At 69.9% G+C, this 20879-nt stretch carries 13 protein-coding genes and 3 pseudogenes; 10 read left to right on the forward strand and 6 right to left on the reverse strand.

Annotation, left to right across the window (positions count from 1 at the left end):
* Positions 1–3: 3 nt before the first annotated feature.
* Both OG303_RS48190 and OG303_RS48195 read left to right on the forward strand, forming a co-directional pair.
* A complete protein-coding gene (locus OG303_RS48190) occupies positions 4–243 on the forward strand; it encodes a hypothetical protein (protein WP_405876387.1) in 240 nt (79 codons plus the stop codon).
* Positions 244–437: 194 nt separating this feature from the next.
* Positions 438–830 carry a helix-turn-helix domain-containing protein gene (locus OG303_RS48195; protein WP_405877847.1) on the forward strand — a complete coding sequence of 131 codons (393 nt, stop codon included), beginning with the start codon at positions 438–440 and terminating at the stop codon, positions 828–830.
* Between the two features lie 147 nt (positions 831–977).
* Here OG303_RS48195 and OG303_RS48200 read toward each other — a convergent pair.
* Positions 978–1130: pseudogene (locus tag OG303_RS48200) on the reverse strand (IS5/IS1182 family transposase); the annotation flags it as partial.
* Between the two features lie 680 nt (positions 1131–1810).
* On the opposite strand from OG303_RS48200, the gene OG303_RS48205 reads away from it, so the two are divergent.
* The 3 genes from OG303_RS48205 to OG303_RS48215 are packed head-to-tail and all read left to right on the forward strand — an operon-like array spanning position 1811 to position 11125.
* Positions 1811–2743 (forward strand): prenyltransferase/squalene oxidase repeat-containing protein, encoded by a 933-nt coding sequence (locus OG303_RS48205; protein ID WP_405876388.1) that lies wholly within the window; start codon positions 1811–1813, stop codon positions 2741–2743.
* Entirely contained in the window at positions 2727–10268 is a 7542-nt protein-coding gene (locus OG303_RS48210; protein WP_405876389.1) for an SDR family NAD(P)-dependent oxidoreductase, read from the forward strand. Before OG303_RS48205 ends, OG303_RS48210 begins: the two co-directional genes overlap by 17 nt.
* Positions 10268–11125, forward strand: coding sequence for an alpha/beta fold hydrolase (locus OG303_RS48215; RefSeq protein ID WP_405876390.1), 858 nt, complete (start codon positions 10268–10270; stop codon positions 11123–11125). The genes OG303_RS48210 and OG303_RS48215 overlap by 1 nt, the downstream gene beginning before the upstream one ends.
* Before the next feature lie 372 nt (positions 11126–11497).
* Here OG303_RS48215 and OG303_RS48220 read toward each other — a convergent pair whose 3' ends face one another.
* Together OG303_RS48220 and OG303_RS48225 are read right to left on the reverse strand one after the other, a co-directional pair.
* Positions 11498–12235 carry a LuxR C-terminal-related transcriptional regulator gene (locus OG303_RS48220; protein WP_405876391.1) on the reverse strand — a complete coding sequence of 246 codons (738 nt, stop codon included), beginning with the start codon at positions 12233–12235 and terminating at the stop codon, positions 11498–11500.
* A 516-nt stretch (positions 12236–12751) separates the two neighbouring features.
* Positions 12752–12943, reverse strand: a pseudogene (locus OG303_RS48225) (hypothetical protein); the annotation flags it as partial.
* 228 nt (positions 12944–13171) lie between these two features.
* Here OG303_RS48225 and OG303_RS48230 point away from each other — a divergent pair.
* The 4 genes from OG303_RS48230 (at position 13172) to OG303_RS48245 (ending at position 16482) form a co-directional block, all read left to right on the forward strand.
* Entirely contained in the window at positions 13172–13582 is a 411-nt protein-coding gene (locus tag OG303_RS48230; protein WP_405876392.1) for a hypothetical protein, read from the forward strand.
* 184 nt (positions 13583–13766) lie between these two features.
* Complete coding sequence (locus tag OG303_RS48235; RefSeq protein WP_405876393.1) at positions 13767–14606, forward strand: SDR family oxidoreductase; 840 nt, start codon at positions 13767–13769, stop codon at positions 14604–14606.
* A gap of 110 nt (positions 14607–14716) precedes the next feature.
* Complete coding sequence (locus OG303_RS48240) at positions 14717–15922, forward strand: cytochrome ubiquinol oxidase subunit I (protein WP_405877849.1); 1206 nt, start codon at positions 14717–14719, stop codon at positions 15920–15922.
* Entirely contained in the window at positions 15919–16482 is a 564-nt protein-coding gene (locus OG303_RS48245; RefSeq protein WP_405876394.1) for a gluconokinase, read from the forward strand. The genes OG303_RS48240 and OG303_RS48245 overlap by 4 nt, the downstream gene beginning before the upstream one ends.
* A 4-nt stretch (positions 16483–16486) precedes the next feature.
* Here OG303_RS48245 and OG303_RS48250 read toward each other — a convergent pair whose 3' ends face one another.
* Complete coding sequence (locus OG303_RS48250) at positions 16487–18235, reverse strand: cation:proton antiporter (protein WP_405876395.1); 1749 nt, start codon at positions 18233–18235, stop codon at positions 16487–16489.
* 69 nt (positions 18236–18304) lie between these two features.
* Positions 18305–18760: a DUF6325 family protein gene (locus tag OG303_RS48255; protein WP_405876396.1), complete on the reverse strand. Its 456-nt coding sequence runs from the start codon at positions 18758–18760 to the stop codon at positions 18305–18307.
* 153 nt (positions 18761–18913) lie between these two features.
* Here OG303_RS48255 and OG303_RS48260 point away from each other — a divergent pair, with 153 nt between their 5' ends.
* Positions 18914–20284 (forward strand): hypothetical protein, encoded by a 1371-nt coding sequence (locus OG303_RS48260; RefSeq protein WP_405876397.1) that lies wholly within the window; start codon positions 18914–18916, stop codon positions 20282–20284.
* Here OG303_RS48260 and OG303_RS48265 read toward each other — a convergent pair.
* Positions 20268–20747: pseudogene (locus OG303_RS48265) on the reverse strand (DUF389 domain-containing protein); the annotation flags it as partial. The gene OG303_RS48260 and the pseudogene OG303_RS48265 sit on opposite strands and share 17 nt — an antisense overlap.
* Positions 20748–20879: the final 132 nt, after the last annotated feature.

The following is a 20879-nucleotide window of genomic DNA, read 5'->3' on the forward strand; positions in this document are numbered from 1 at the left end:
GGCATGAAGATGCACCGAATGCTGGCCGTCGGCGCTCTCGCGCTGGCCGCCGTCGCCACCCCCACCGCCACCCCCACCGCCGCCCAGGCCGCTGACCAGCCCCCCGCCCCCCAATCTGATCAGCTCCCCGTCGTGGGAATCTGGCCGCAGTTGGATGAACTCCCCGTGGTTGTGGCGCCGGGGGTGGTCACTGTGGCGAAGCTGCTGGGCGTCCCGGTGGTGAATCCCCCCGCCAAGTCCTGAGCACCTGCCCTTGAGGTAGCTCGGGCACAGTCGGCGAGGTCCCACCCCATCCGAAGATCGGGTGGGGCCTCGCATTTTTCGGCACATGTTTCGAGGTGGTGTCTGAGTTGGGATGGTGGGGCACGGTCGGCTGCCTTGCCGAGTGCCGCTTCCCGAGGCACGCGAGGGGGCCGGGTGTACGGGACGTGCCGGAGGTGCGTTCGGCCGGGGCCCGCCGAGACCCACGGCATGGTATTTCGTCATTGCGGCGTCGGGATTTCGTCGGTTGGCCAGCTGACCAGTGCGAACGCGAGGAGATATCCCGCGGTGTCGCGGCCGGTGAGTCGGCCCGGCGCTTGGCCAAGCGACTGGGCAGATCAGCGTCGACCGTCTCCCGCGAGATCGCCCGCAACGGCGGCCGGGACCACTACCGTGCCGCGTCCGCAGGCGCGGCCGCCTACGTGCGCGGGCGCCGGCCCAAGCAGGCCAAGCTCGCCCAACAGCCCGTTCTGCGGGCGCTGGTGAGGCCAAATTGGCCCTGTGCTGGTCGCCCGAGCAGATCCCAGTCCTCGCCATATCGCGCGGGCCATCCAGCACCCCGTCCCTGACAACTGGGCCCGGTCACTGGTTTTCTGACGTGCTTTTGTCCCCTTCGCCTTTCGGATCCAGGTAAGTCATCGGGCCCAGGAACCGCCTTCCGAGTTCCTCCCGGCTGAACCGGGGATACAAACAGAGCGCCTCATGGCGCACATGATGCGCTCGATGGCCCAGCGATGGCGCCCCAGCCGCTGCGAGGACCCGAGTCCCTTGCGAGCGATGCGGCCCCGGATACCCCGCTTGGCCAGCCATCGCCGCAGGTGAGCGTAGTCGCACTCCTAGTCGGCGTGCAGCTTGCCCGGCCTGCGTCTGCGAAGTGTCGGCGTGAGCGTGCTGGCCGTATGCCCTTCGCGAGCAGGAACGTGATGCGCGGTACGGGACACCGGTCGCCGACATGTCGGCCGACCTGGAGTGGATGCTCAAGGAGTTCACCGACGGGGCCAGGGGCGTGCTCGAAGGGCGGGTCTGTCGCCGTGCCGCACCGTGTGTGTTCATCGGCATCTGTCCAGCGGTCCCGGCCGCGGATGTGGCCGATCGGCCACACCCGCCCGGCCGACCGGCCGGTGTAGCGGGGTGGCGATTGCCTCTCGTGGTGCCGACTCGATATTCGTGGTGCGAGACGTTCTGAGGGAGATGTTCTCCCTTGCTTCTGAAATGCCGAGTTGAGGCGGGCGTGCCCGCGAACACCACTACCCCGTACGCCAATTGAGCAGAGCGTAATTCGAGACCCGCCACCGGCGTGGGCAAGGAATGCACGCGTGCGTCATCGCGCACGAAGTGTTGCCGATCCGATCCGGTGCGGCGACGCGGTACGCCGATACCGCCGGAAGCCGCTGGTCACGGTGATCCCGTCCTCGGCAACAGCCACCCGACACGAGCAGGGACGCACATGCTTACAGATGTCTTCGCCCGGCACGGCCTGGAGCCCGCGCCGGTTGCTGGAGAAGCGTTAGCGTACTTCCGGTCCTGTCAGCTCCCAAGCGGCGTCGTCATGGAGGACCCGTCCGAGTTCGCCATGGACAACTGGGACAACGTCCACGTCCTGAAGGCAGTGGCGCTGTGGCGCGACGGGGTGTCCGGCGAACACGGCCGCGCGGCCCAGGAATTGGCCGAGGGCGTCCTCGGATGGCTGCGCACGCGCGAGAACCAGGTCGGGGTGCTCACGTACGGCGGTGCCAACCCGACCGGGTTCTGCCCGGAGACCACGGCCGAGTACGTGATCGCTCTCGTGCGACTCGGCCGCCTTGAGGAGGCCCGGCGCCGTGCGGCCTATCTGCGGGCGCGGCAACGGTCCGGCGGGGACTGGGAGGTGGAGCATCCGTATCTGCCGACGGATGCCAGAGCCCTGCCGTCGGTCACCGGCTTCGTACTCGATGCGCTGATGGCCGTAGGCATGGAACCCTTCGACCTGGACGCCGCCCTGGACCATCTCGCTCGCTCGCAGCGCGCCGAGGGCCACTTCGGAACGCACCGCTGGTACTACGACACCCCGTACTACTTCCTGCGCCCGGTGACCGCGATCCTCGCGCGGTACGGGTATCACGCGGCTGTCGCCGCCGCCCGGGACTTCGTCCTGGCCCGGCAGCTGGACGACGGCAGCTGGCCGCGCAACGGGGAGGACGGTTCCTCCACCGAATTCCACACCGCACTCGCCCTGGAGACCCTCGCTCACGCTGGAATCGGCACGGAGAATCCCGGCGTCCGGCGCGGCGTCGAGTGGCTGCTGGCCCGCCGCCGCCCGGACGGCTCCTGGGCCGGCGGCAGGTATCCGGACTATCCCGAAGTGACGCTCTCTTTGATGCGGGCGGGAGCCGGGGCGAAGTCCTACGGCCGTCCCCCGCAGGACGTGTACGCGACGGCGCAGACGCTGTCGACGTTCCATCAGCTCGCAGACCTGGAGGCACGCCGTGGCGCACTCACGTGAAGAAGCAGGGCAGGCGGTCGCCGTCGTCGGCATCGGATGCCGCATGCCTGGCGGGATCAACGGGCCGCGGTCGCTCTGGGAACAGGTGGCGAAAGGGCTCGACGCGGTCGGGCCGATCCCGCGCGACCGCTGGGACAGCGAGCGGTACTACTCCCCGGACTGGCAGCGGCCGGGGCGGATGAACTCGCGGCAGGGCGGCTTCCTCGATCGGGTCGACGGTTTCGACGCGGCCTTCTTCGGCATACCGCGGCGAGTGGCAGAGCAGATGGACCCGCAGCAGCGGTTGCTCCTGGAGATCTGCTGGGAGGCGCTGGAGGACGCCGGCATCGCGCCCACCGATCTGGCCGGCAGCCGGGCCGGGGTGTTCGTCGGCGGCTGCAGCCAGGACTACGGCGGCCTGCAGACCAGCCTGGGCGAACTCGAGGGCCTGGGCGGGCACTCGGCCACCGGCGCCTACTTGAGCATCCTGTCCAACCGGCTCTCCTACACCCTGGACCTGCACGGGCCCAGCATGACCATCGACACCGCCTGTTCCTCCTCCCTGGTCGCGGCCCATCTGGCCTGTGAGAGCCTTCGGCGCGGCGAGAGCGACCTCGCGCTCGTGGGCGGCGTCAACCTGATGCTGCATCCGGGCGGCATGGTCGCGCTCAGCCAGGCATCCATGTTCTCGCCCGACGGCCGTTCGAGGGCGTTCGATGCGACGGCTACCGGCTACGTCCGCGGCGAGGGCGCCGGTCTCGTCGTACTCAAGCCCCTGGACCGGGCGAGGCGCGACAAGGACCGGATCTACGCGGTGATCAGCGGCACCGCGGTCAACCAGGACGGCCGCACCCAGGGCATCACAGTCCCCAGCGGCGACGCCCAGGAGGCCAACTTCCGTGCGGCCCTTGCCGTCGCGGGCATCGAACCCCGCGAAGTCGGCTACGTCGAGGCGCACGGCACCGGCACACCGGTGGGCGACCCCATCGAGGCCAACGCGCTGGGACGCGTCCTGGCCGCGGACCGCGATCCCGAACAGGTGGCGTTCGTCGGTTCGGTCAAGACCAACATCGGGCATCTGGAGGGCGGCGCCGGGATCGCCGGGCTGATCAAGGCCGCGCTGTCGGTCCACCATCGCCGCATCCTGCCCAACCGGCACTTCGAGTTCCCCAATCCGGAGATCGATTTCGCCCGCTGGCGCCTCGCGGTCCCCACCGCCGAGCAGGACTGGCCGGCGTACTACGACCGCGCGATCGCCAGCGTCAACTCGTTCGGCTTCGGCGGCACCAACGCCAACGTCGTGCTGGAACAGGCCCCGGACCACGAGGCGACCCGCACGCACTCGCCGCCGGACACGCCGGTGGTTCTCACCCTCAGCGCGCGCAGCGAACCCGCCCTGCGGCAGCTCGCAGGCCGGTATGCGGAGCATCTCGCCGAGCACCCGGCGGAGTTGGAGACCGTCGCAGCGAACCTGGCGTTGCGCCGCAGCCACCACGCCGAGCGGCTGGCCGTCACCGCCGCGGGCGCGGAGGAGGCCGTGGCGCGACTGCGCGGCTACGCAGAGGGTGTCGCCGAGCGTGGAGTCGTGGCGAACTCCGCCCACCAGGGCCGCGGCAAGCTGGCCTTTGTCTTCAACGGCCAGGGGCCGCAGTGGTTCGCGATGGGCCGGACCCTGCTGCGTTCCAGCCCGGTCTTCGCCGCCAAGGTCGCCGAATGCGACCAACTCGCTCGTGAGTACGTCGACTGGTCGATCCTCGACGCGCTCAACGCCGACGAGGAATCCTCTCCGGTCCAGGCCACGTACTGTCTCCAGCCGACGATGTTCGCCATCCAGGTCGCTCTCGTGGAGCTGTGGCGCAGTTGGGGCATCGAGCCCGACGGCGTGGCCGGCCACAGCATGGGCGAGATCGCCGCGGCGCATGTCAGCGGCGCGCTCGACCTGGCCACGGCGCTGCGGGTGATCTGCCGCCGGGCGCGCATCCAGGAGGACGCGGACCCCACCGGCGCGATGATGTTCGTCGCGCTGCCCAAGGACGAGGCGCTGGCCCTGTGTGACCGTTACGCGGACGGGCTGTGGCTGGCAGCGGAGAACAGCCCGAGTGCCTCCACCCTGTCGGGACGCCGGGACATTCTGGAACCGCTGGCGCGGGAGCTGACCGAGGACGGCGTCTTCGCCCGCCTGCTCAAGGTGAACTGCGCCTGCCACAGCAAGGACATGGACCCGCTGGAGCAGCGGCTGCGGCAGCAGCTGGCGGGCGTCGAGGGCCGTGAGACCGTTCTGCCGATGTACTCCACGGCCACCGGCGGCCTGATCGAGGGCGGTGAACTGGACACCGGGTACTGGTGGCGGAACTTCCGCCAACCGGTGCTGTTCGCGCCCGCCGTCCGGGCCATGCTGGCCGACGGGTTCGACACCTTCGTCGAACTGAGTCCGCACCCCGTGCTGGGCAACTCGGTCACGGAGATCGCGCGGGAGGCCGGCGTCGACGTCCTGTCCGTCGGCTCGCTGGTGCGCGGCAAGGACGACTGGACGTGCTTCCTCGACGCGTTCGGGACCCTGTACACGGCCGGTGCCGACGTGCGGTGGGAACGGCGCCACCCCCACCCCGTGCCGGCCCTCGATCTGCCCGTGAACCCGTGGATCCACGAATCGTTCTGGAACGAGAGCGAGGTCTCGCGCCGAAGCCGCACCCAGAACCAGCCGCACCCGATGCTCAGGAGCGTCGACGCCACGCGGCCCACCTGGGAAATCGACTGGGAGGACCACCGCTACGCCTGGGTGAAGCAGCACGACGTCTTCGGCTCCGTGATCGTCCCCGGCGCGGTCTACGTGGAGACGGCACTGGCCGCCGCCCGCGAGGTGACGGGGGAGCGATGCGCGCTGGAGTACGTGGAGTTCGAGCGGGCCTGCGTCCTCGCCCCGGACGAATCGCAACGCAGCCGCATCGAACTGGACCCCGACGACGGCACCTTCACGATCCACTCCCGGTCCGTCCGCGGATCCACCTGGATCCGCAACGCCTATGGCAGATACCACCGGGCACCCGGTGACCCCACTGCTCAGGCCTCCGCCTTCGATCTGGAGGCGATCCGCACGCGCTGCGGCGCGCCGCGCGGGGCCGGCGAGGTCTACGGACCGCTGCGGGACCGGGGCTACGTCTACGGACCCGCCCTGTGCGGGATCGACCAGCTGCGCGTCGGCCAGGGCGAGACCCTTGCCCGGATCGAAGTGCCGCGGGTACTGACCAGGGGGCAGGGTCTGGCCGGCTACCAGTTCCATCCGGCGCTGCTCGACGCGTGCTTCCAGAGCCTGCTCGTGCCCCCGGCCGACGAGCCACCGGATGCCGTGCGGCCGGCCAACCCCGTCCCGACGGGCGTCGAGCGGGTGCGCGTGTACGGCGACATCCCGGCGCGGTTGTGGTGTCACACGCGTCTGACCAGCGTCCAGGCGGACACACTGGTCACCGACGTCTTCGTCCTGGACGACAACGGCCGACTCCTCGCCGAGTACATCGGCCTGCGCGCCAAGTCGGTGCGGCGGCCGACCGACACCGCCACGCAGGACTCCATCGAGAACCAGTTCCACCGCCTGGTCTGGCAGCGCGACCCAGACGCGCACAGCCCCGGCCAGCCCCGGCCCAGCGCCCTGACCGAGGGTCCGGCCGACGTGCTGCCCGGCCTGGAAGCGCTCGGCGAGGAGCTGGGCCGACGCCTGCAGCGCCAGGCCTATGCCACGGACTACCAGACGCGGGTACGCGAACTGTGCGCCGCCTACGTCGTGCACTGCCTGTCCGCGTTCGGCTTCGGTACGCGCGTCGGCGAGGCGTTTGCCGTGCCCGACTGCACGGGGTTGCTCGCCGAACACCGGCGCGTGTTCGGTGTGTTCCTGCAGTTCCTCGTCGAGGACGGCGTACTGAGCGAGCAGGACGGGGGATACCGCTTCGAGCGCCTGCCGGACGCCGATCCCGGCCGCCTCTGGGCCGCCCTCCTGGCCGACCATCCGTCGTGCGTGTGGGAACTCAGGTTGCTGAGGTCCACGGGCGAGCGGCTGCACGAGGTGCTGGTCGGGGACGTGAACCCGCTGGAACTGCTCTTCCCGGCCGGCTCGACGGAGATCGCCGCGCTGGTCTACGACAGCTCGCCGGCCGCCCGGCTCTACAACACCCTGGCCCGCGAGGCGATACGGCGGCTGGTGGACGGCGCCGACCCGCGGCGCACCCTGCGCGTGCTGGAGGTGGGTGGCGGCACCGGAGGACTGACCGCGGCCGTGCTTCCGGTGCTGCCTGCCAACCGGTGCGAATACGTCTTCACCGATGTGTCCCCGGCCTTCACCCAGGCGGCCCGCGACCGGTTCCGGGACTTCGGCTTCGTCGAGTACCGCACGCTCGACATCGAGGACGACCCGCGGGCTCAGGGTCTCGACCCCGGCTCCTTCGACCTCGTGCTCGCCTCGGACGTGGTGCACGCCACCGCGGACCTGAAGCTGACGCTGTTGCACCTCCAGGACCTGCTCGCCCCCGGCGGGGTGCTGGCGCTCATCGAGGCCGCTCCGGGCAGCCGCTGGCTGGAGCTCACCTTCGGGCTGACCGCCGGATGGTGGCTCTTCCGCGACTTGCGGCTGCGCCCCGACGGCCCGCTGCTGCCGGCCCCGGACTGGGAAGGGGTGCTTGACTCCACCGGGTACGAGGACATCGTGGCGTTGGGCGACCCCGGCCATCAGGGCGCCGGCTCGCAGACGGTTCTGCTGGCGCGCGCCGCCCGGATCCCGAGCGACGCCCCAGGTCAAGGCGCGGATTCCGGTTCTCCCGAGCCGCCTGGCAGCTGGGTGATAGTGGGGGAGTCCGCCGGAGTCGGAGCCGAACTGGCCCGCCGTATCCAGGAGCACGGCGGTCGCGCCGTCCATGTGCCCCCGGGCCGGGCCGAGGATCTCGGCCGGCTTTTCGCCTCACTGCATCCCCGGGGCATCGTCCACCTGTGGGACGGCGCCGAAGAGGACAGCGCGGACGACCCGGCGCAGGCCCTGGAACGGGCGGCCCGCGAGCACGCGCTGCGTGTCGCCGACATGGTCCGGGCGCTGGACGGCGCGGCACCCTCCGCGTGGCCCCGGCTCTACCTCGTGACGCGCGGGGCGCATGCGCAGCGCAACCCGGCGACACGGCTCGACGGCGCCGCCGCCTGGGGTCTTGGGCTGGTCGTCGGGCTCGAACAGCCCTCGCTGGGCTGCACTCTGATCGACTTGGAAGGTGAACCGACCGAGGGGGAGGCCGACGCCCTCTGGACCGAGCTGCGGCGCGGGGACCATGAACGCGAGGTCCTGCTGCGAGCAGGGGAGCGCTTCGTCCGCAGGCTGGTCGCGCTGCCCCCGGACCAGGTCCGCGCCCCGGTCGACGCGCACCGTCTGCCTGCCGGCGCGGGGTTCGAGCTGGGGGTGACGATGCCGGGAGCGCTCGACGACCTGGAATACCGCCAGACGGCGCTGCTCGCCCCGGGCCCCGGCCAGGTGGAGCTGGAAGTGGTCGCCGCCGGACTCAACTTCCTCGACGTGATGACAGCACTGGGTCAGGTTCCGCCGCTGGAGGATGCCGATGGCTACCGGTTCGGCGCGGAGTGCTCCGGAGTGGTCACCCGCATCGGCGCAGGCGTCGCAGGTCTGCAGCCCGGTGACGCGGTCGTGGCCATGAGCTGCACGGGTGGCGCCATCGGCTCCCATCTCACCGTCGACCAAGCGTTCGTGGTCGCCAAGCCCGAGGCGTTGAGCTTCGAGGAGGCGGCGACGGTACCCGTGGTCTTCCTGACGGCGTCGTACGCCTTGCGGAAGCTGGCACGGCTGCGGCCCGGCGAACGGATACTGATTCACTCCGCGGCAGGCGGCACCGGTCTCGCGGCCCTGCAGATCGCCCACCTGCTGGGCGCGGAGGTGCTGGCCACGGCAGGCAGCCCGGACAAGCGAGAACTGCTGCGCAGGCTGGGAGTGCGGCACGTGATGGACTCCCGGTCGCTCACCTTCGCCGACGAGGTGCTGGCCGCCACCGATGGCCAGGGCGTGGACGTGGTGCTGAGCGCCGCCACAGGGGAGACCACCACGCGGAGCATCGGCTGCCTGGCGGCCTACGGACGTTACATCGACATCGGCAAGCGCGACCTGATGGGCGACCGGCGGATCGGGCTGCGGCCCTTCCTGCAGAACCTGGCCTACTTCAGCTTCGATCTGCGGCAGCTGATGGTGGACCGCCCACACCTGGTCCACGAAGAGCTCGCCGACCTCCTGCAGTTCTTCGCGTCCGGCGCGCTGCGGCCGCTGCCGTACCTGGCCCACCACCCGACCCAGGTGGAGGCGGCCATGCGCCGGCTCACCTCGGGCGGTCATGTCGGCAAGGTCGTCCTGGCGATGGACGAACGCGACGTGCGGGTCGTCCCGGCGGTCAGGCACTCCCTCGCCATGCCGAGCGGCACCTGGCTGGTCACCGGTGGCCTCGGCGGCCTGGGCCTGGCGATGGCCGAGCGCCTGGCCGACGCCGGAGCACGCCATCTCGTACTGGTGGGCCGCTCGGGCATCCCCGATGAGCCGGCCGGCGCCAAGGTCGAAGCCCTGCGGGCCAGGGGTGTGACGGTCCTGGCCGAAGCAGTGGACGTCACATCGCGCGACCAGGTGGCGGCCCTGCTCACCACGATTGAGCGCGAACTGCCGCCACTGCGCGGTGTCCTGCACAGCGCGATGGTCCTGGAGGACGCGCTCCTGACCGACCTCGACGATGCCGGGCTGCGCAAGGTGCTCGGCCCCAAGGTCCTGGGCGCGCTCCACCTGCACGAACTGACCGCGCACCTGCCGCTCGACGTCTTCGCCCTCTTCTCCTCCGCGACCTCCATGGTCGGCAACATGGGCCAGGCCGCCTATGCCGCCGCGAACGCCGTGCTCGACCAGCTCGCCGAACAGCGGCACGCCGCCGGGCAGCCGGCCCTCAGCGTCAACTGGGGCGCGCTGTCTGACGTCGGTTACGTCTCCCGCAACGAACGGGTGCACCGCCAGGTGGCCACCACCGGGCTGCGCGGCCTGTCCGCGGCGCAGGCGTTCCAGGCGCTGAGCACTCTGGCCGACGGTTCCTGCCCACGCGTCGGTGTGCTGCCGGTGGACTGGCCGAAGTTCTTCCGGCACCGCGACACCGACGCGGACACCGAGCCGCGCTACGAGCAGCAGTACGCCCTGCATGTCGCGGGCGCGCAGGCCGCGGCCGGGGCAGCCGGGGAGTCACTGCGGACACGCCTGCGGTCGTGCACCGGTGACGAGCGCCGCGACACACTCGTCGGCCACCTCAAGGCCCGGCTGGTCACCGCGCTCGGCATCCCGGTCGACCGGCTCGACGACTCGATGCCGCTGACGAATTACATCGACTCCCTGCTCGCCGTGGAGATCAGCGTATGGATCGAACGCGAGGTCGGGGTGAAGGCGAGCGTCATGGACCTGATGCGAGGCAAGAGCGTCGCCGACCTGGCGGCCGACCTCCTCGCCCGCCTGGACGACGAGGAAGTGACGGAGGTGGTGTCGTAGTGGCCGCGGAGGAAGTGTGTTTCGAACTCCCGCAGGCAGGAGTGACGCTGCGCGGCCTGCGCACGAGTACGCACGAGGGGCCCCCGGTCGTGTGCCTGCATGGCTGGCTGGACAACTGCGCCGGTTTCCAGATGCTGTTCGACGAGCTGGCCGACCTGAACCTGGTCGCAGTGGACCTTCCCGGGCACGGGCTGTCGGACCACCTGCCGTCGACCACGTACCAGGTCCTGAACTACGCGGCCTGCGTGCTGGAACTGGCCCACACCCAGGGCTGGGACCGCTTCCATCTGCTGGGCCACTCACTCGGCGGAATGGTCTCCGTGCTGGTCGCCGGAATCCGCCCCGAGAAGGTCGACCGCATGATCCTCGTGGACCCCGTCGTACAGCGCTCCTCGGACCCGGCGAGGCTGCGCGAGAGCGCCGGACGCTATCTCGCCGCTCTCATGGACGGTGCCCGCCCGACCTTCCGGACCCGGTCACAGGCGGTGCGGACCCGGGCCAGGGGTGCCGACTGCCTGCTGGACACGGCTGAACTGCTCAGCGAACGCGACCTGGTGGAGACGCCCGACGGCTACACCTGGCGCACCGACCCGAGGCTGAGGTACCCCTTCATCGAGGCGCTCACCGAGGAGCAGATCCAGGAATTCGTGCGGGCCATCACGTCGCCGACGCTCGTCCTCACCGCCGAACAGGCACGGGTGGCCTCACCGTTCGACCTGGCATGGGCACCGGCCACCACCCCCCTGCGGCACACGACCCTGCCCGGCGGTCACCACCTCCACATCGAGAATCCCGCTCCGGTGGCGCGAGAGATCCGGGCCTTCCTGTCCGAACCGGAAGGTGATGGAGCGTCGTGAACCGTTTCCCGAGCACGAGACAGCGGAGCATCAAGAGCCGGTGTCCGGCCCGGACGCGCCCGGCCGCCTCGGCGTAGTCGGACATCTGCTCGAACTGCGCCGCAGGCGCCTGGACTTCTTCCAGAGTCTGCGGTCCCAGGGCCCGGTGGGCAGGATCGGTTTCGGGCCGAAACCGGCGTACGTCGTCAACGATCCGGATCTCATCCGGCGGGTCGTGAACGACGCGAGCGACTACGACACGGGGGTCCTCCGGGAGCGGGTGCGGGCCGGGGACGGTTCGTGGCCGAAGGATTCACCGGCCGCAACGGGGCGGTGGCTGTTCGGCCACGAGCGGTGCTCCGCGAGATGGACCCTGGTTGCGGACCGGTGGATTCAGGCAGCCGGGCGGGGCCAGGCCGGGGTCGCCATGGTGGCGCCGGTGAGTCCCGCGTCGTGGGCGATGAGGGCGGCGCGTACTCGGTTGCTGCAGTTGAGCTTGGTGAGCAGACGGCTGATGTGGGCCTTGACGCCCCCCTCGCTCAGATACAGGGCCCGTCCGATCTCGTTGTTCGCCATGCCTTCGGCGACGAGGGCCAGTACTTCCTTCTCCCGCAAGGTCAGACCGCCGATGAGTTCGCGGGCACGCTCGACACGGTCGGTGTCGATCTCGGCCACGCGCTCCAGCAGGCGTTTGGCGACCTCCGGGCCCAGAGCCGCACCGCCGGTGGTCACCACCCGCACCGCGGCCACGATGTCCTGCGGGTTGCCGCTCTTGAGGAGGCAACCGTCGACCCCGGCGCGCAGTAACTGGTCGACATGCCGGCCGTCCAGCGACGTCGCGAGGACCACCACAGCGGTCGTGGGCGCCAGGCGGCGCAGGGTGCGGACGACCCGGGCCTGCTGGGCGCCGGCCATCATGCCGTCGATCAGCAGCACGTTGGGCTGATGACACGTGGCCAGCGCGAGGGCGGCCCCGGCGTCGCACGCCTCACCGGCGACGCGGATGTCCTCGGCCCGATCCAGCGTTGCCCGGATGCCGCCCCTGACCAGAATCTCGTGGTCGGCTATGCCGACCGTGACCGTTGAACGGTCCTGCCCGCCGGCCTCGTCGTGTGGCGCTGGGACGGACATCGGCGTCTGCCTGCGAACCGAGGCAGTCCTGGGCCGGACTTCTTGGTCAGGGGTCGCCTTCGCGGACCGGATCTGGCCGAACGGCCGCTCGGTCCGCAGTGGGGGTTGTGGCATGCCGACTCCTCTGGCAGACGTTCGGCTCGGCGGGCGGAGTCCCGGCGCCGGTGCCGGGAGTTGACCGCGCGAGCATGGCGGAGCTGCGATGCCGGGCGGGCACGGGGGTGCTGTCCTGCGAGTACAGGTCTCGCACCGACACCTCCTCGCGGTCCACGGCCCGACGGCTTCGCCATCGACACGAACAGCGCAAGCGGTGGGTTCGAACTTGTACGGGCACTTGACTGCGTCTTTGAACTTTCACCCAACTCCACCGCCTCGGGCGGCGGGGCGAGGCCTGGTGCTGGAGCTGCCCGGTGTTGCGCCCGGGGTCGAACTGGCGGCGCACCAGGCAACCTGAGCCCAACGACAGGGACATGAGGAACGCAAACTGCCGAAATTCGTTCGCGCAAAGGCGAGGACCGGCGAGGCGGACGGCGCCGGCTTCGGCGGCGCCTGTTGATACTCCTGCTGGGCCCATCGCCCCTGCTGGCGGCGTGAAGCGCGGTTCGACACGGCGGTCGCCGTTCCGGCCACTACGGCTGTCCGGGCAATCCCGCTGAGGAGACCTGGCGCGACGGTTTCCTTTCTCGCGCCGGGTATGGGAATGAACATAAATAGACAGACAATTTGCTGGCCGGGGGTGCAATGCTCCGTGCACCGGGCCCTTCTAGTGGAACACCGTATGAATTCCGTCGCGCACCGACCTCGGTCCTGCCTGTGCGCCTGGCGATGTTCTGCCGGTCGGCGATTCCCGTGGCAAGCTGAAATATGGGCCACCGGCCGGTCGTAGGTCAGTGGCGACGTCTACGCTGGAGGGTCCTGAAAATGACTACAGCGGGAATGCACCAACACCGAACCAGCAGCACAGGGGTGTGGGCGTCCGGTTGGACCGCCTTCGCCGGGGTCATGATGGTCTTCGGCGGAGCGATGGCGATATTCCAAGGAATCGCTGCCATCGCCGAGGATGACGTCTTCGTCACGACTCGCAACTACGCCTACAACTTCAATCTGACGAGTTGGGGCTGGATCCACCTCGTCCTCGGCGTCCTCGTCGTGTCCGCGGGCATCGCCCTGTTCAGTGGATCGCTCTGGGCGCGCGTGGTCGGCATCGCCGTCGCGGGCCTGGCGATGATCGCCAACTTCATGTGGCTGCCGTACTACCCCGTCTGGGCCATCGTGCTGATCGCCGTGGATGCCTTCGTCATCTGGGCGCTGTGCATCGGAACGAGCCGGGAGGCTCGCACCGACTAGGACAGGTCCCGCCGGTCACGCCGTCCGGAACGACCCGGTGTGCGGGCATTGGGCCGTTCGGTCCGGGCCGCCACCCCGACCGGCTGACAAGAAACGCGCTGCCGAGCGGTACTGATCCACCAGTGTTTTCGTTGTGGGGCGGAATCCTTCGAACGCCCGCGTCGGCACCCACAGGGAGACATGAGTGGAAACCAACGGAAGTGACGGTCGCCAGCCCCTCGCCTTCCCGCTCCTGAAGGGGCAGAAGGTGCTGGTGACGGGGGCGAATTCCGGCATCGGTAAGGCCACGGCGATCACTCTGGGGCGGGTTGGCGCCGATGTGGTGGTGAATTACGTGTCCGGGCAGGACGCCGCGGAAGAGGTCGTGCGCGAGATCGAGGGGTTCGGCGTCCGTGCCTACGCGCACGAGGCGGACGTGTCGCAGGAGGACCAGGTCGTCAACATGGTGTCCCGCATGGTCAAGGAGTTCGGGACCATCGACGTCATGGTGGCGAACGCGGGACTCCAGCGCGACGCCCCTCTCACCGACATGACCATGGAACAGTGGCACAAGGTACTGGACGTCAATCTGACCGGACAGTTCCTGTGCGCGCGCGAGGCGGCCAAGGAGTTCATGCGACGGGGCGTCGTCCATGAGGTCTCCCGTTCCGCCGGGAAAATCATCTGCATGAGTTCGGTCCACCAGCTCATCCCCTGGACGGGCCATGTGAACTACGCGGCGTCCAAGGGCGGGGTGCAGATGCTCATGGCGACCCTCGCGCAGGAACTCGCGCCGTACCGGATCCGGGTGAACGCCGTTGCCCCGGGAGCGATCCGCACGCCCATCAACCGCAGCGCCTGGGACACCCCCGAGGCCGAAGCCGATCTCCTGCGGCTCGTCCCCTATCACCGCGTCGGCGACCCGGCCGACATCGCCAACGTAGTGGCCGCTGTGGCCTCCGACCTGTTCGACTACGTCGTGGGGACCACGATCTATGTGGACGGCGGAATGACGCTGTTCCCCGGTTTCGCCACGGGCGGCTGAGGCCCGCTGTCCTCAGCCATCCCGGACGAGCCACCGAGGACCATGTGAACAGCGCGATCGACCATTTTCTGGCGGACGGCCCGCCACAGCTACTGCCGGCCCGGGAACTGATGGCCTTCACCCTGGCCTCGCACATCCTGCTCGTGCCCTTCGGAGTGGCGCTGCCCGCCATCACGCTGCTGATGCACTACCGCGGGCTGCGCAGGGGCGACGCCGTCGCCCTGCTGCTCGCGCGACGCCGGTCGGCGGTCATGGCCGTCCAGTTCGCCATGGGCATCGTGACCGGTACGGTGCTGTCCTTCGAATTCGGCCTGCTGTGGCCGGGGATGATGGGCCGGTGGGGCGATGTCTTCGGCCTCGGCTTCGGGGTCGAGGCGTGGGCGTTCTTCCTCGAAGCGATTCTTATCGCGATCTATTTGTACGGCTGGCGCAGGCTCAAGCCGTGGACGCACTTCTGGCTGGGCCTGCCCCTGCCGCTGGCCGCCCTGATGGGGGCGTTCGGCATCGTGGCCGCGAATGCCTGGATGAACACCCCGCGCGGCTTCACGCTCGATTCGTCCGGCAACCCCGTGAACGTCGACGTGCGCAAGGCGGTCTTCACGCCGATGCTCGGTCCGGAGTACTGGCACTTCGTGGTCGGCGTGGTCCTGACCGCCGGGTATGTCGTCGCGGGGGTGTACGCGGTCGGCTGGCTGCGGGGCCGCTATCACCGGCTCGGCTTCACCGTCCCGTTCACCGTGGCCGCGATCCTCACTCCCGTGCAGTTCGTGCTCGGCGACTCGATCGCGCGCTCCGTCTTCCACAAGCAGCCGGTCAAGTTCGCGGCCACCGAGATCGTCTGGAAGACCGACACACACGTGCCGGAGTACATGTTCGGGCGCCTGCATCCGGACGGGTCGATCTCCGGCGGGATCAAAATCCCCCAACTGGATTCGATCCTGGCCGGCTTCAGCGCGGACACCAAGGTCACGGGCCTGTCCTCGGTCCCCGCGAGCGACCGCCCGACGGCCACTGGGCTGTACCGCGCTGCGACGGGTTGGGCCAGGATCACGGCGGTCGGCAGCGTGGCCCTCGTCGTCGTGGCGTGGGGGCTGGCCCAGCGTCCCTATCTCATCCCCACGTCGCTGACCGTGTCCCAAGCGGCCGGCGCGTCGACGACGCTGCGCTGGCTGATGCTGGTCACGGTCATCGCGGTGGTGCTGGTCGGACCGCCCCTCGTCCTGCTCTACCGGCTCGACACCCGCGGGGTCCTGCAGCCCCTCACCGACGCGGACCTGCGGCAGACGGCGGCCGGACGCGAGCCCGAGAGTCCGTGACCGGGACCCGAGAACCGGTGACCGGCGCCGCGAACGGGCCGCCGATCGTGGTGGTCCTGGGTGTGTCCGGTTCCGGGAAGACCACTGTCGGCAAGGCGGTCGCCGAGCAGCTCGGAGTGCCCTTCGTCGAGGGCGACGACTTCCATCCGGCAGCGAACATCGCGAAGATGAGCGCCGGCCACGCCCTGGACGACGCCGACCGCAAGCCCTGGTTGCGTGCCCTCGCCGAGCGCATCCGGCAGTCCGCCCAGGCCCGCGAGGGGCTGGTCATCGCCTGTTCGGCCCTCAAACGCGCCTACCGCGACGAACTCCGGGCGGCCGCCGGCACACGGCTGTGGTGTCTGTACCTCGCCCTGGACCGGGACACGGCACGGGACCGGGTGTCCCGGCGCACCGGTCACTTCATGCCCGCCGGGCTGGTCGACTCGCAGTTCGCGACGCTGGAGCCGCTGGAATCCGACGAGCCGGGCATGATCCTGGACGTCACCGCCGATCTTCCGGCGCATCTCACCCGGGTGCGGGCCGCCGTCGCGCGCTTCGGCGGGCGCACAGGCAGCTGAGGGCTCAGGCGCTCAGGAGTACGGCGATGTCTCCAGGCCGAGGCGTCGGGCCGCCAGTAGGGGTGACAGGGAGGAGCCGGCCGTCACCCCGTACCAGGAACAGCATCCGGTGTCCGGCCGGGAGGGCGCCGTCGACGTGATGCGTCACGAGACGGGCGCCCCGGGCGTGGCGGCGGGCCAGTTCGGGTCCGGTCAGGTCCGGATCGAAGAGCACCTGACCACGCGCGTAGGGGGCGATGACGCCCTGGCCCTCCGCGGGCGACCCGAGCCGGTAGACCGTGCCCTCGACGGCGCCCTCGAGATTCGTGGCCGCCAGTGCGTTGAAGTCGTCCTCGCCCGTGAGGAGGAGGACACTGGTGAGGCCTTCGAGCTCCGCGCCGGTGCCGGTGGCCGCGGCGAACAGCTCCCCGGGGGCGAGTTCGATCCCGGCGGCGCGGATGCTGTCGCGCTCGGTTTCGCGCCCCGCCCACATCACCACGTCCAGCCCCGCCGACCGCAGGGCCCGCCCCAGATCGACCACCCATGGATCACCGCCCACGAGCAACGGTCTGGAGCGCGCCGAGCGCACCACGCCCAGCCGTCTCGCCATGGGCGCCGCGCTCAGCCCGTACAGCGTGACCGTGGCGACGATCACCACGAACGTGGCCGGCAGGATCTTGGCAGCGCCACCGACTCCCTTGTCGACCAGCGTGGCCGAGAACGTCGAGGCGGTGGCCGCGGCCACGATGCCGCGCGGCGCCATCCATCCCAAAAAGCGCCTTTCCCCAGCCGTCAGATCGGTCCGCAGTGCCGACAGGGCCGCCACCAGGGGCCGGGTCACGAGGACGAGGACCGCCACGAGACCCAGTGTCGGCAGCAGCACGTGCCGTAGGGAGTGGGGGCTGACGGTCGCCGAGATGGAGATGAACAGCAGTCCGATGACGAGGTTCACGAGGGTCTCGAAGAACGGTCTTCGGGCGGTGGCTTCCGAGCCGGGCAGGTTCGCCACCGCCAGGCCCATCAGGACGGCGGCGATGAGCCCCGTGTCGTCGCGAACGACGTCACAGGCGGCCGCCACACCGACCACTGCGGCGAGCTGGACCGTGGTGCCGAGCACCTCTCCGAGGCGGAGCCGGCGCAGCGCCACCGTCAGGACGGCCGCTCCGACGATGCCCCCCGCCACGCCCACCGCCGAGCTGAGGAGGAACTGCCAGAACCGGCTGCCGAAGCCGCCGTGCCCTCCGGCCGTGACGCCGTGGAAGACCAGCGCACCCAGGATGCCGCCCACCGGATCGATCAGCGACCCCTCCCAGACGAGGATCCGCTGCAACCGCTCCGTGGGGCGGACGAAGGTGAGCAGCGGGCCGACGACCGTCGGCCCGGACACGACCAGGATCGCCCCCAGCATCACGGCAGCTCCCTGGGACATCCCGAGTAGCGGTATGGCCACGAGCGCCGCCGAAGCGCAGGTGAGCAGGGTGCCGAGCCAGATCAGCCGCACCACGACCCGGCGTGTGTGGGCTTTGAACCGCTTCAGGTCCAGGCCGAGTCCGGCATCGTAGAGGATCACCGCGACAGCCAGCGAGACCAGCGGGGAGAAGGTGCTGCCCAGGAGCCGCTCGGGGTTGACGTCGTCGGTGAGTGCGCCTGCGGTGAATCCGACGGGCAGCAGCACGATCAGCGCGGGGATGCGCAGACGGTGCGCCAGCACCTGGGAGCCAGCGGCCAGCACGACGATCAGGCCGAGGCCCAGGAGCACTTGGTCTTCCGTCACCGCGATGCCTCCCGCGTGGACGAGGACACGTCACCGAGCCCGGCCCGGTGACCCGCAGTGGCGGAGTTTCTACATCATGGGCGGCGGGCCGGGTTCCGTGGCGTCCAGCGCAGCCACGACGTCCGGCACGGGGATCCGCCCGGAGGCGACCAGCTGCGCACCGCCGCGTCGCAGCGCGGCGGCGAAGGGCGCTGCCCACACGTTCTCGTAGATCAGGATTCCGGCCGCATTGCCGGGCTCCAGGGCAGCCGCCGCCTCCTCGATGTCGTCCTGGCCCAGCAGGCCGGAGGACGAGCCCTCGAAGACGGCCAGGTCGAGAGCCCCGTCGCCGGTGAGGTCGGCGATTTCCAGGCCGACCACCGATCCGTCCTTGTCCTTTCGGACAAAGATCAGATCGAGGATCCGAATGAGGCCGCGGTCCACCAGATCGACCAGCAGGGGAAAGCCTTCGCCGGTCATTCGAGTACCGGGAAATTCGACGACCACGTAGTCGATCGGTCCCATTTCGGCGAATTCATCGCTCACGGCTTCATCCCTGGGTGGTCACGGCATTGGGCACACCCCCGGTTCCCACGATCCATTGCAGCATCGGACAGGAGCCGTCGCACCTCGGTGCTGCATTCACCCGCTGGGCCTGTCCAGGTCGCCGGATCGGATCCGTACGGATCTCCTGGGAGCATGACCAGTGGCACGCCCCCACCAGACCCGGACAAGCACCCCGCGGGCCCGTCCGGCGACGAGAAGCTCTCGGCGCGCGAACGCCACGAGTTGGACGAGCTGCGCCACCGATTGACTGCGCTGGAGAGCGCTGGGCCCTCGGGTGCCGCGCGCCACCACTGGCTCCGGTCGACGGGATCGTTCCTGCTGATTCTCCTCGCCTCGCTGTTGTCCCTGCTCGCCGTCGTCTCGGTCTGGGCCAACAGCATCGTGCGGGACACCGACCGCTACGTCGCCACCGTGGGGCCGCTGGCGAGCAATCCGGACGTGCAGAAGGCGATCACCAAGCGGGTGACCGACGCCGTCCTGGCACAGGTCGACGTGGAGGGGCTGGTCAAGGAGCTGCAACAGGCGGCGGAGCAGAAGGGTGTCCCGCCGAAGGCCGCTCAGCTGATCGACAACCTGGACGGTCCGATCACGAGCGGGCTGAAGAGCCTGGTCAGCGGCGTCGTGGAGCGAGTGGTCTCCAGTGATGCCTTCGACAGAGTCTGGGTGAACGCGAACCGCAGGGCCCACACCGCCCTGGACAAGGCCCTCACAGGCGAGGCGGACAGCGCGGTCACCGTCAAGGACGGTCAGGTCGCCATCGACGTGGGACCGATCGTGGCCCAGGTCAAGGACCAACTGGTCAGTGCCGGCTTCCAGCCGGCCGCTCGGATCCCGACCGTTCACACGCAGTTCGTGGTCTTCGAGTCCAAGGACGTCGGCAAGATCAAGTGGTATCTGAGGGTGCTGGAGATCATCGGCAGCTGGCTCCCCATCATCGCCGTACTGATCGCCGCGGCGGGTGTCTACCTGGCTGTTCACCGTCGCCGGGCTCTGATCGGGGCCGCGCTGGGGGTGTTCGCCGCCATGCTGCTGCTCGGCATCACACTCAGCCTCCTACGGACGGTCTATCTCGACCATCTGCCTGCCGGGGCGTCCGATGCCGCTGCCGGCGCGGTGTTCGACGCGCTGGTCAAGTTCCTGCGCGCCGGCGTGCGGGCGCTCGGTGCGGTCGCTCTCGTGACGGCCATCGGCGCCTTCCTCACCGGTCCGTCCCGCATCGCCGTCTTCACCCGCACGGGCTGCGGCAAAGGCATCGGCGCTCTGCGTGACGTCGCCGTGTCGGCGGGGCTCCGGCTGGGCGCCGTCGGTCGGTTCGTGCACCGCTACAAGCAGTGGATCGGCGGGGTGATCCTCGCGGTCGCCGCGATCGTGCTGTTCACCTGGAACTACCCGACCACAGCGGTCGTGGTGTGGACGGTGGTGATCGTGCTGGTCGCCTTGGCGATCCGCGAGTTCCTGGACACCGGCGACGGCAACGACACCGCTCCTATGCCGTCCGCCTGACCGCCCGCTCGCGCCGGCGTGTGCTCACCCGGCGCCAGATCGCCCGCTGGCACTTGAGTGTGCCGGTCCCGACCACGATCAGTACGGCGATGTTGAGCAGCAGTTGCAGCAGGGAACCCCAGGCCTCGTCCCAGCTGCCGAACGCCGACGAGACACCGATGTCCGCCGCCGCCGGAATCGTGGTCACCGAGATGAAGACGCCGAGCAGCGCGCTCGTCCGGGCCTCGGCCAGGAAGACGATCCCGGCCGGCACCGCAACCGTGGCCGAGAAGAAGTTGGGGGTGTTGATCAGATTCGAGACGGGCCTCAGCCCCAGCTCGAAGGCCCTCGGCTGCAGTCCGAAGCCCCGGACGAGGAGGGCGAAGAAGAGGGGCGCGGCAATGGCCAGCAGGAAGCCCACGAGCAGCGCCATGAAGCCCTGCCGGATTCTCGGCCCGGAATGGCGGTTGACCCCGAGCGCGAGGCCGCCCGTCTGCAGAGGCAGGTTCAGGACGCACGCCTCGGCACTCAGCAGGGCCATGGTGCGTTCTGTGAGGTCCCGCGGACACACCGCTCGGACATGGATCATGTCCATCCGGACCTCCGCGAATCGGCT

Source organism: Streptomyces sp. NBC_00005, from assembly GCF_045160215.1.
Lineage (GTDB): Bacteria > Actinomycetota > Actinomycetes > Streptomycetales > Streptomycetaceae > Streptomyces.

What these genes read in the sequence shown, in the direction of transcription:
- OG303_RS48190 (WP_405876387.1), top strand. Translation starts at nt 4, where the DNA reads ATGAAGATGCACCGAATGCTGGCCGTCGGCGCTCTCGCGCTGGCCGCC.
- OG303_RS48205 (WP_405876388.1), top strand. Translation starts at nt 1,811, where the DNA reads ATGGAGGACCCGTCCGAGTTCGCCATGGACAACTGGGACAACGTCCAC.
- OG303_RS48220 (WP_405876391.1), bottom strand. Translation starts at nt 12,235, where the DNA reads ATGTCCGTCCCAGCGCCACACGACGAGGCCGGCGGGCAGGACCGTTCA.
- OG303_RS48230 (WP_405876392.1), top strand. Translation starts at nt 13,172, where the DNA reads ATGCACCAACACCGAACCAGCAGCACAGGGGTGTGGGCGTCCGGTTGG.
- OG303_RS48240 (WP_405877849.1), top strand. Translation starts at nt 14,717, where the DNA reads ATGGCCTTCACCCTGGCCTCGCACATCCTGCTCGTGCCCTTCGGAGTG.
- OG303_RS48260 (WP_405876397.1), top strand. Translation starts at nt 18,914, where the DNA reads ATGACCAGTGGCACGCCCCCACCAGACCCGGACAAGCACCCCGCGGGC.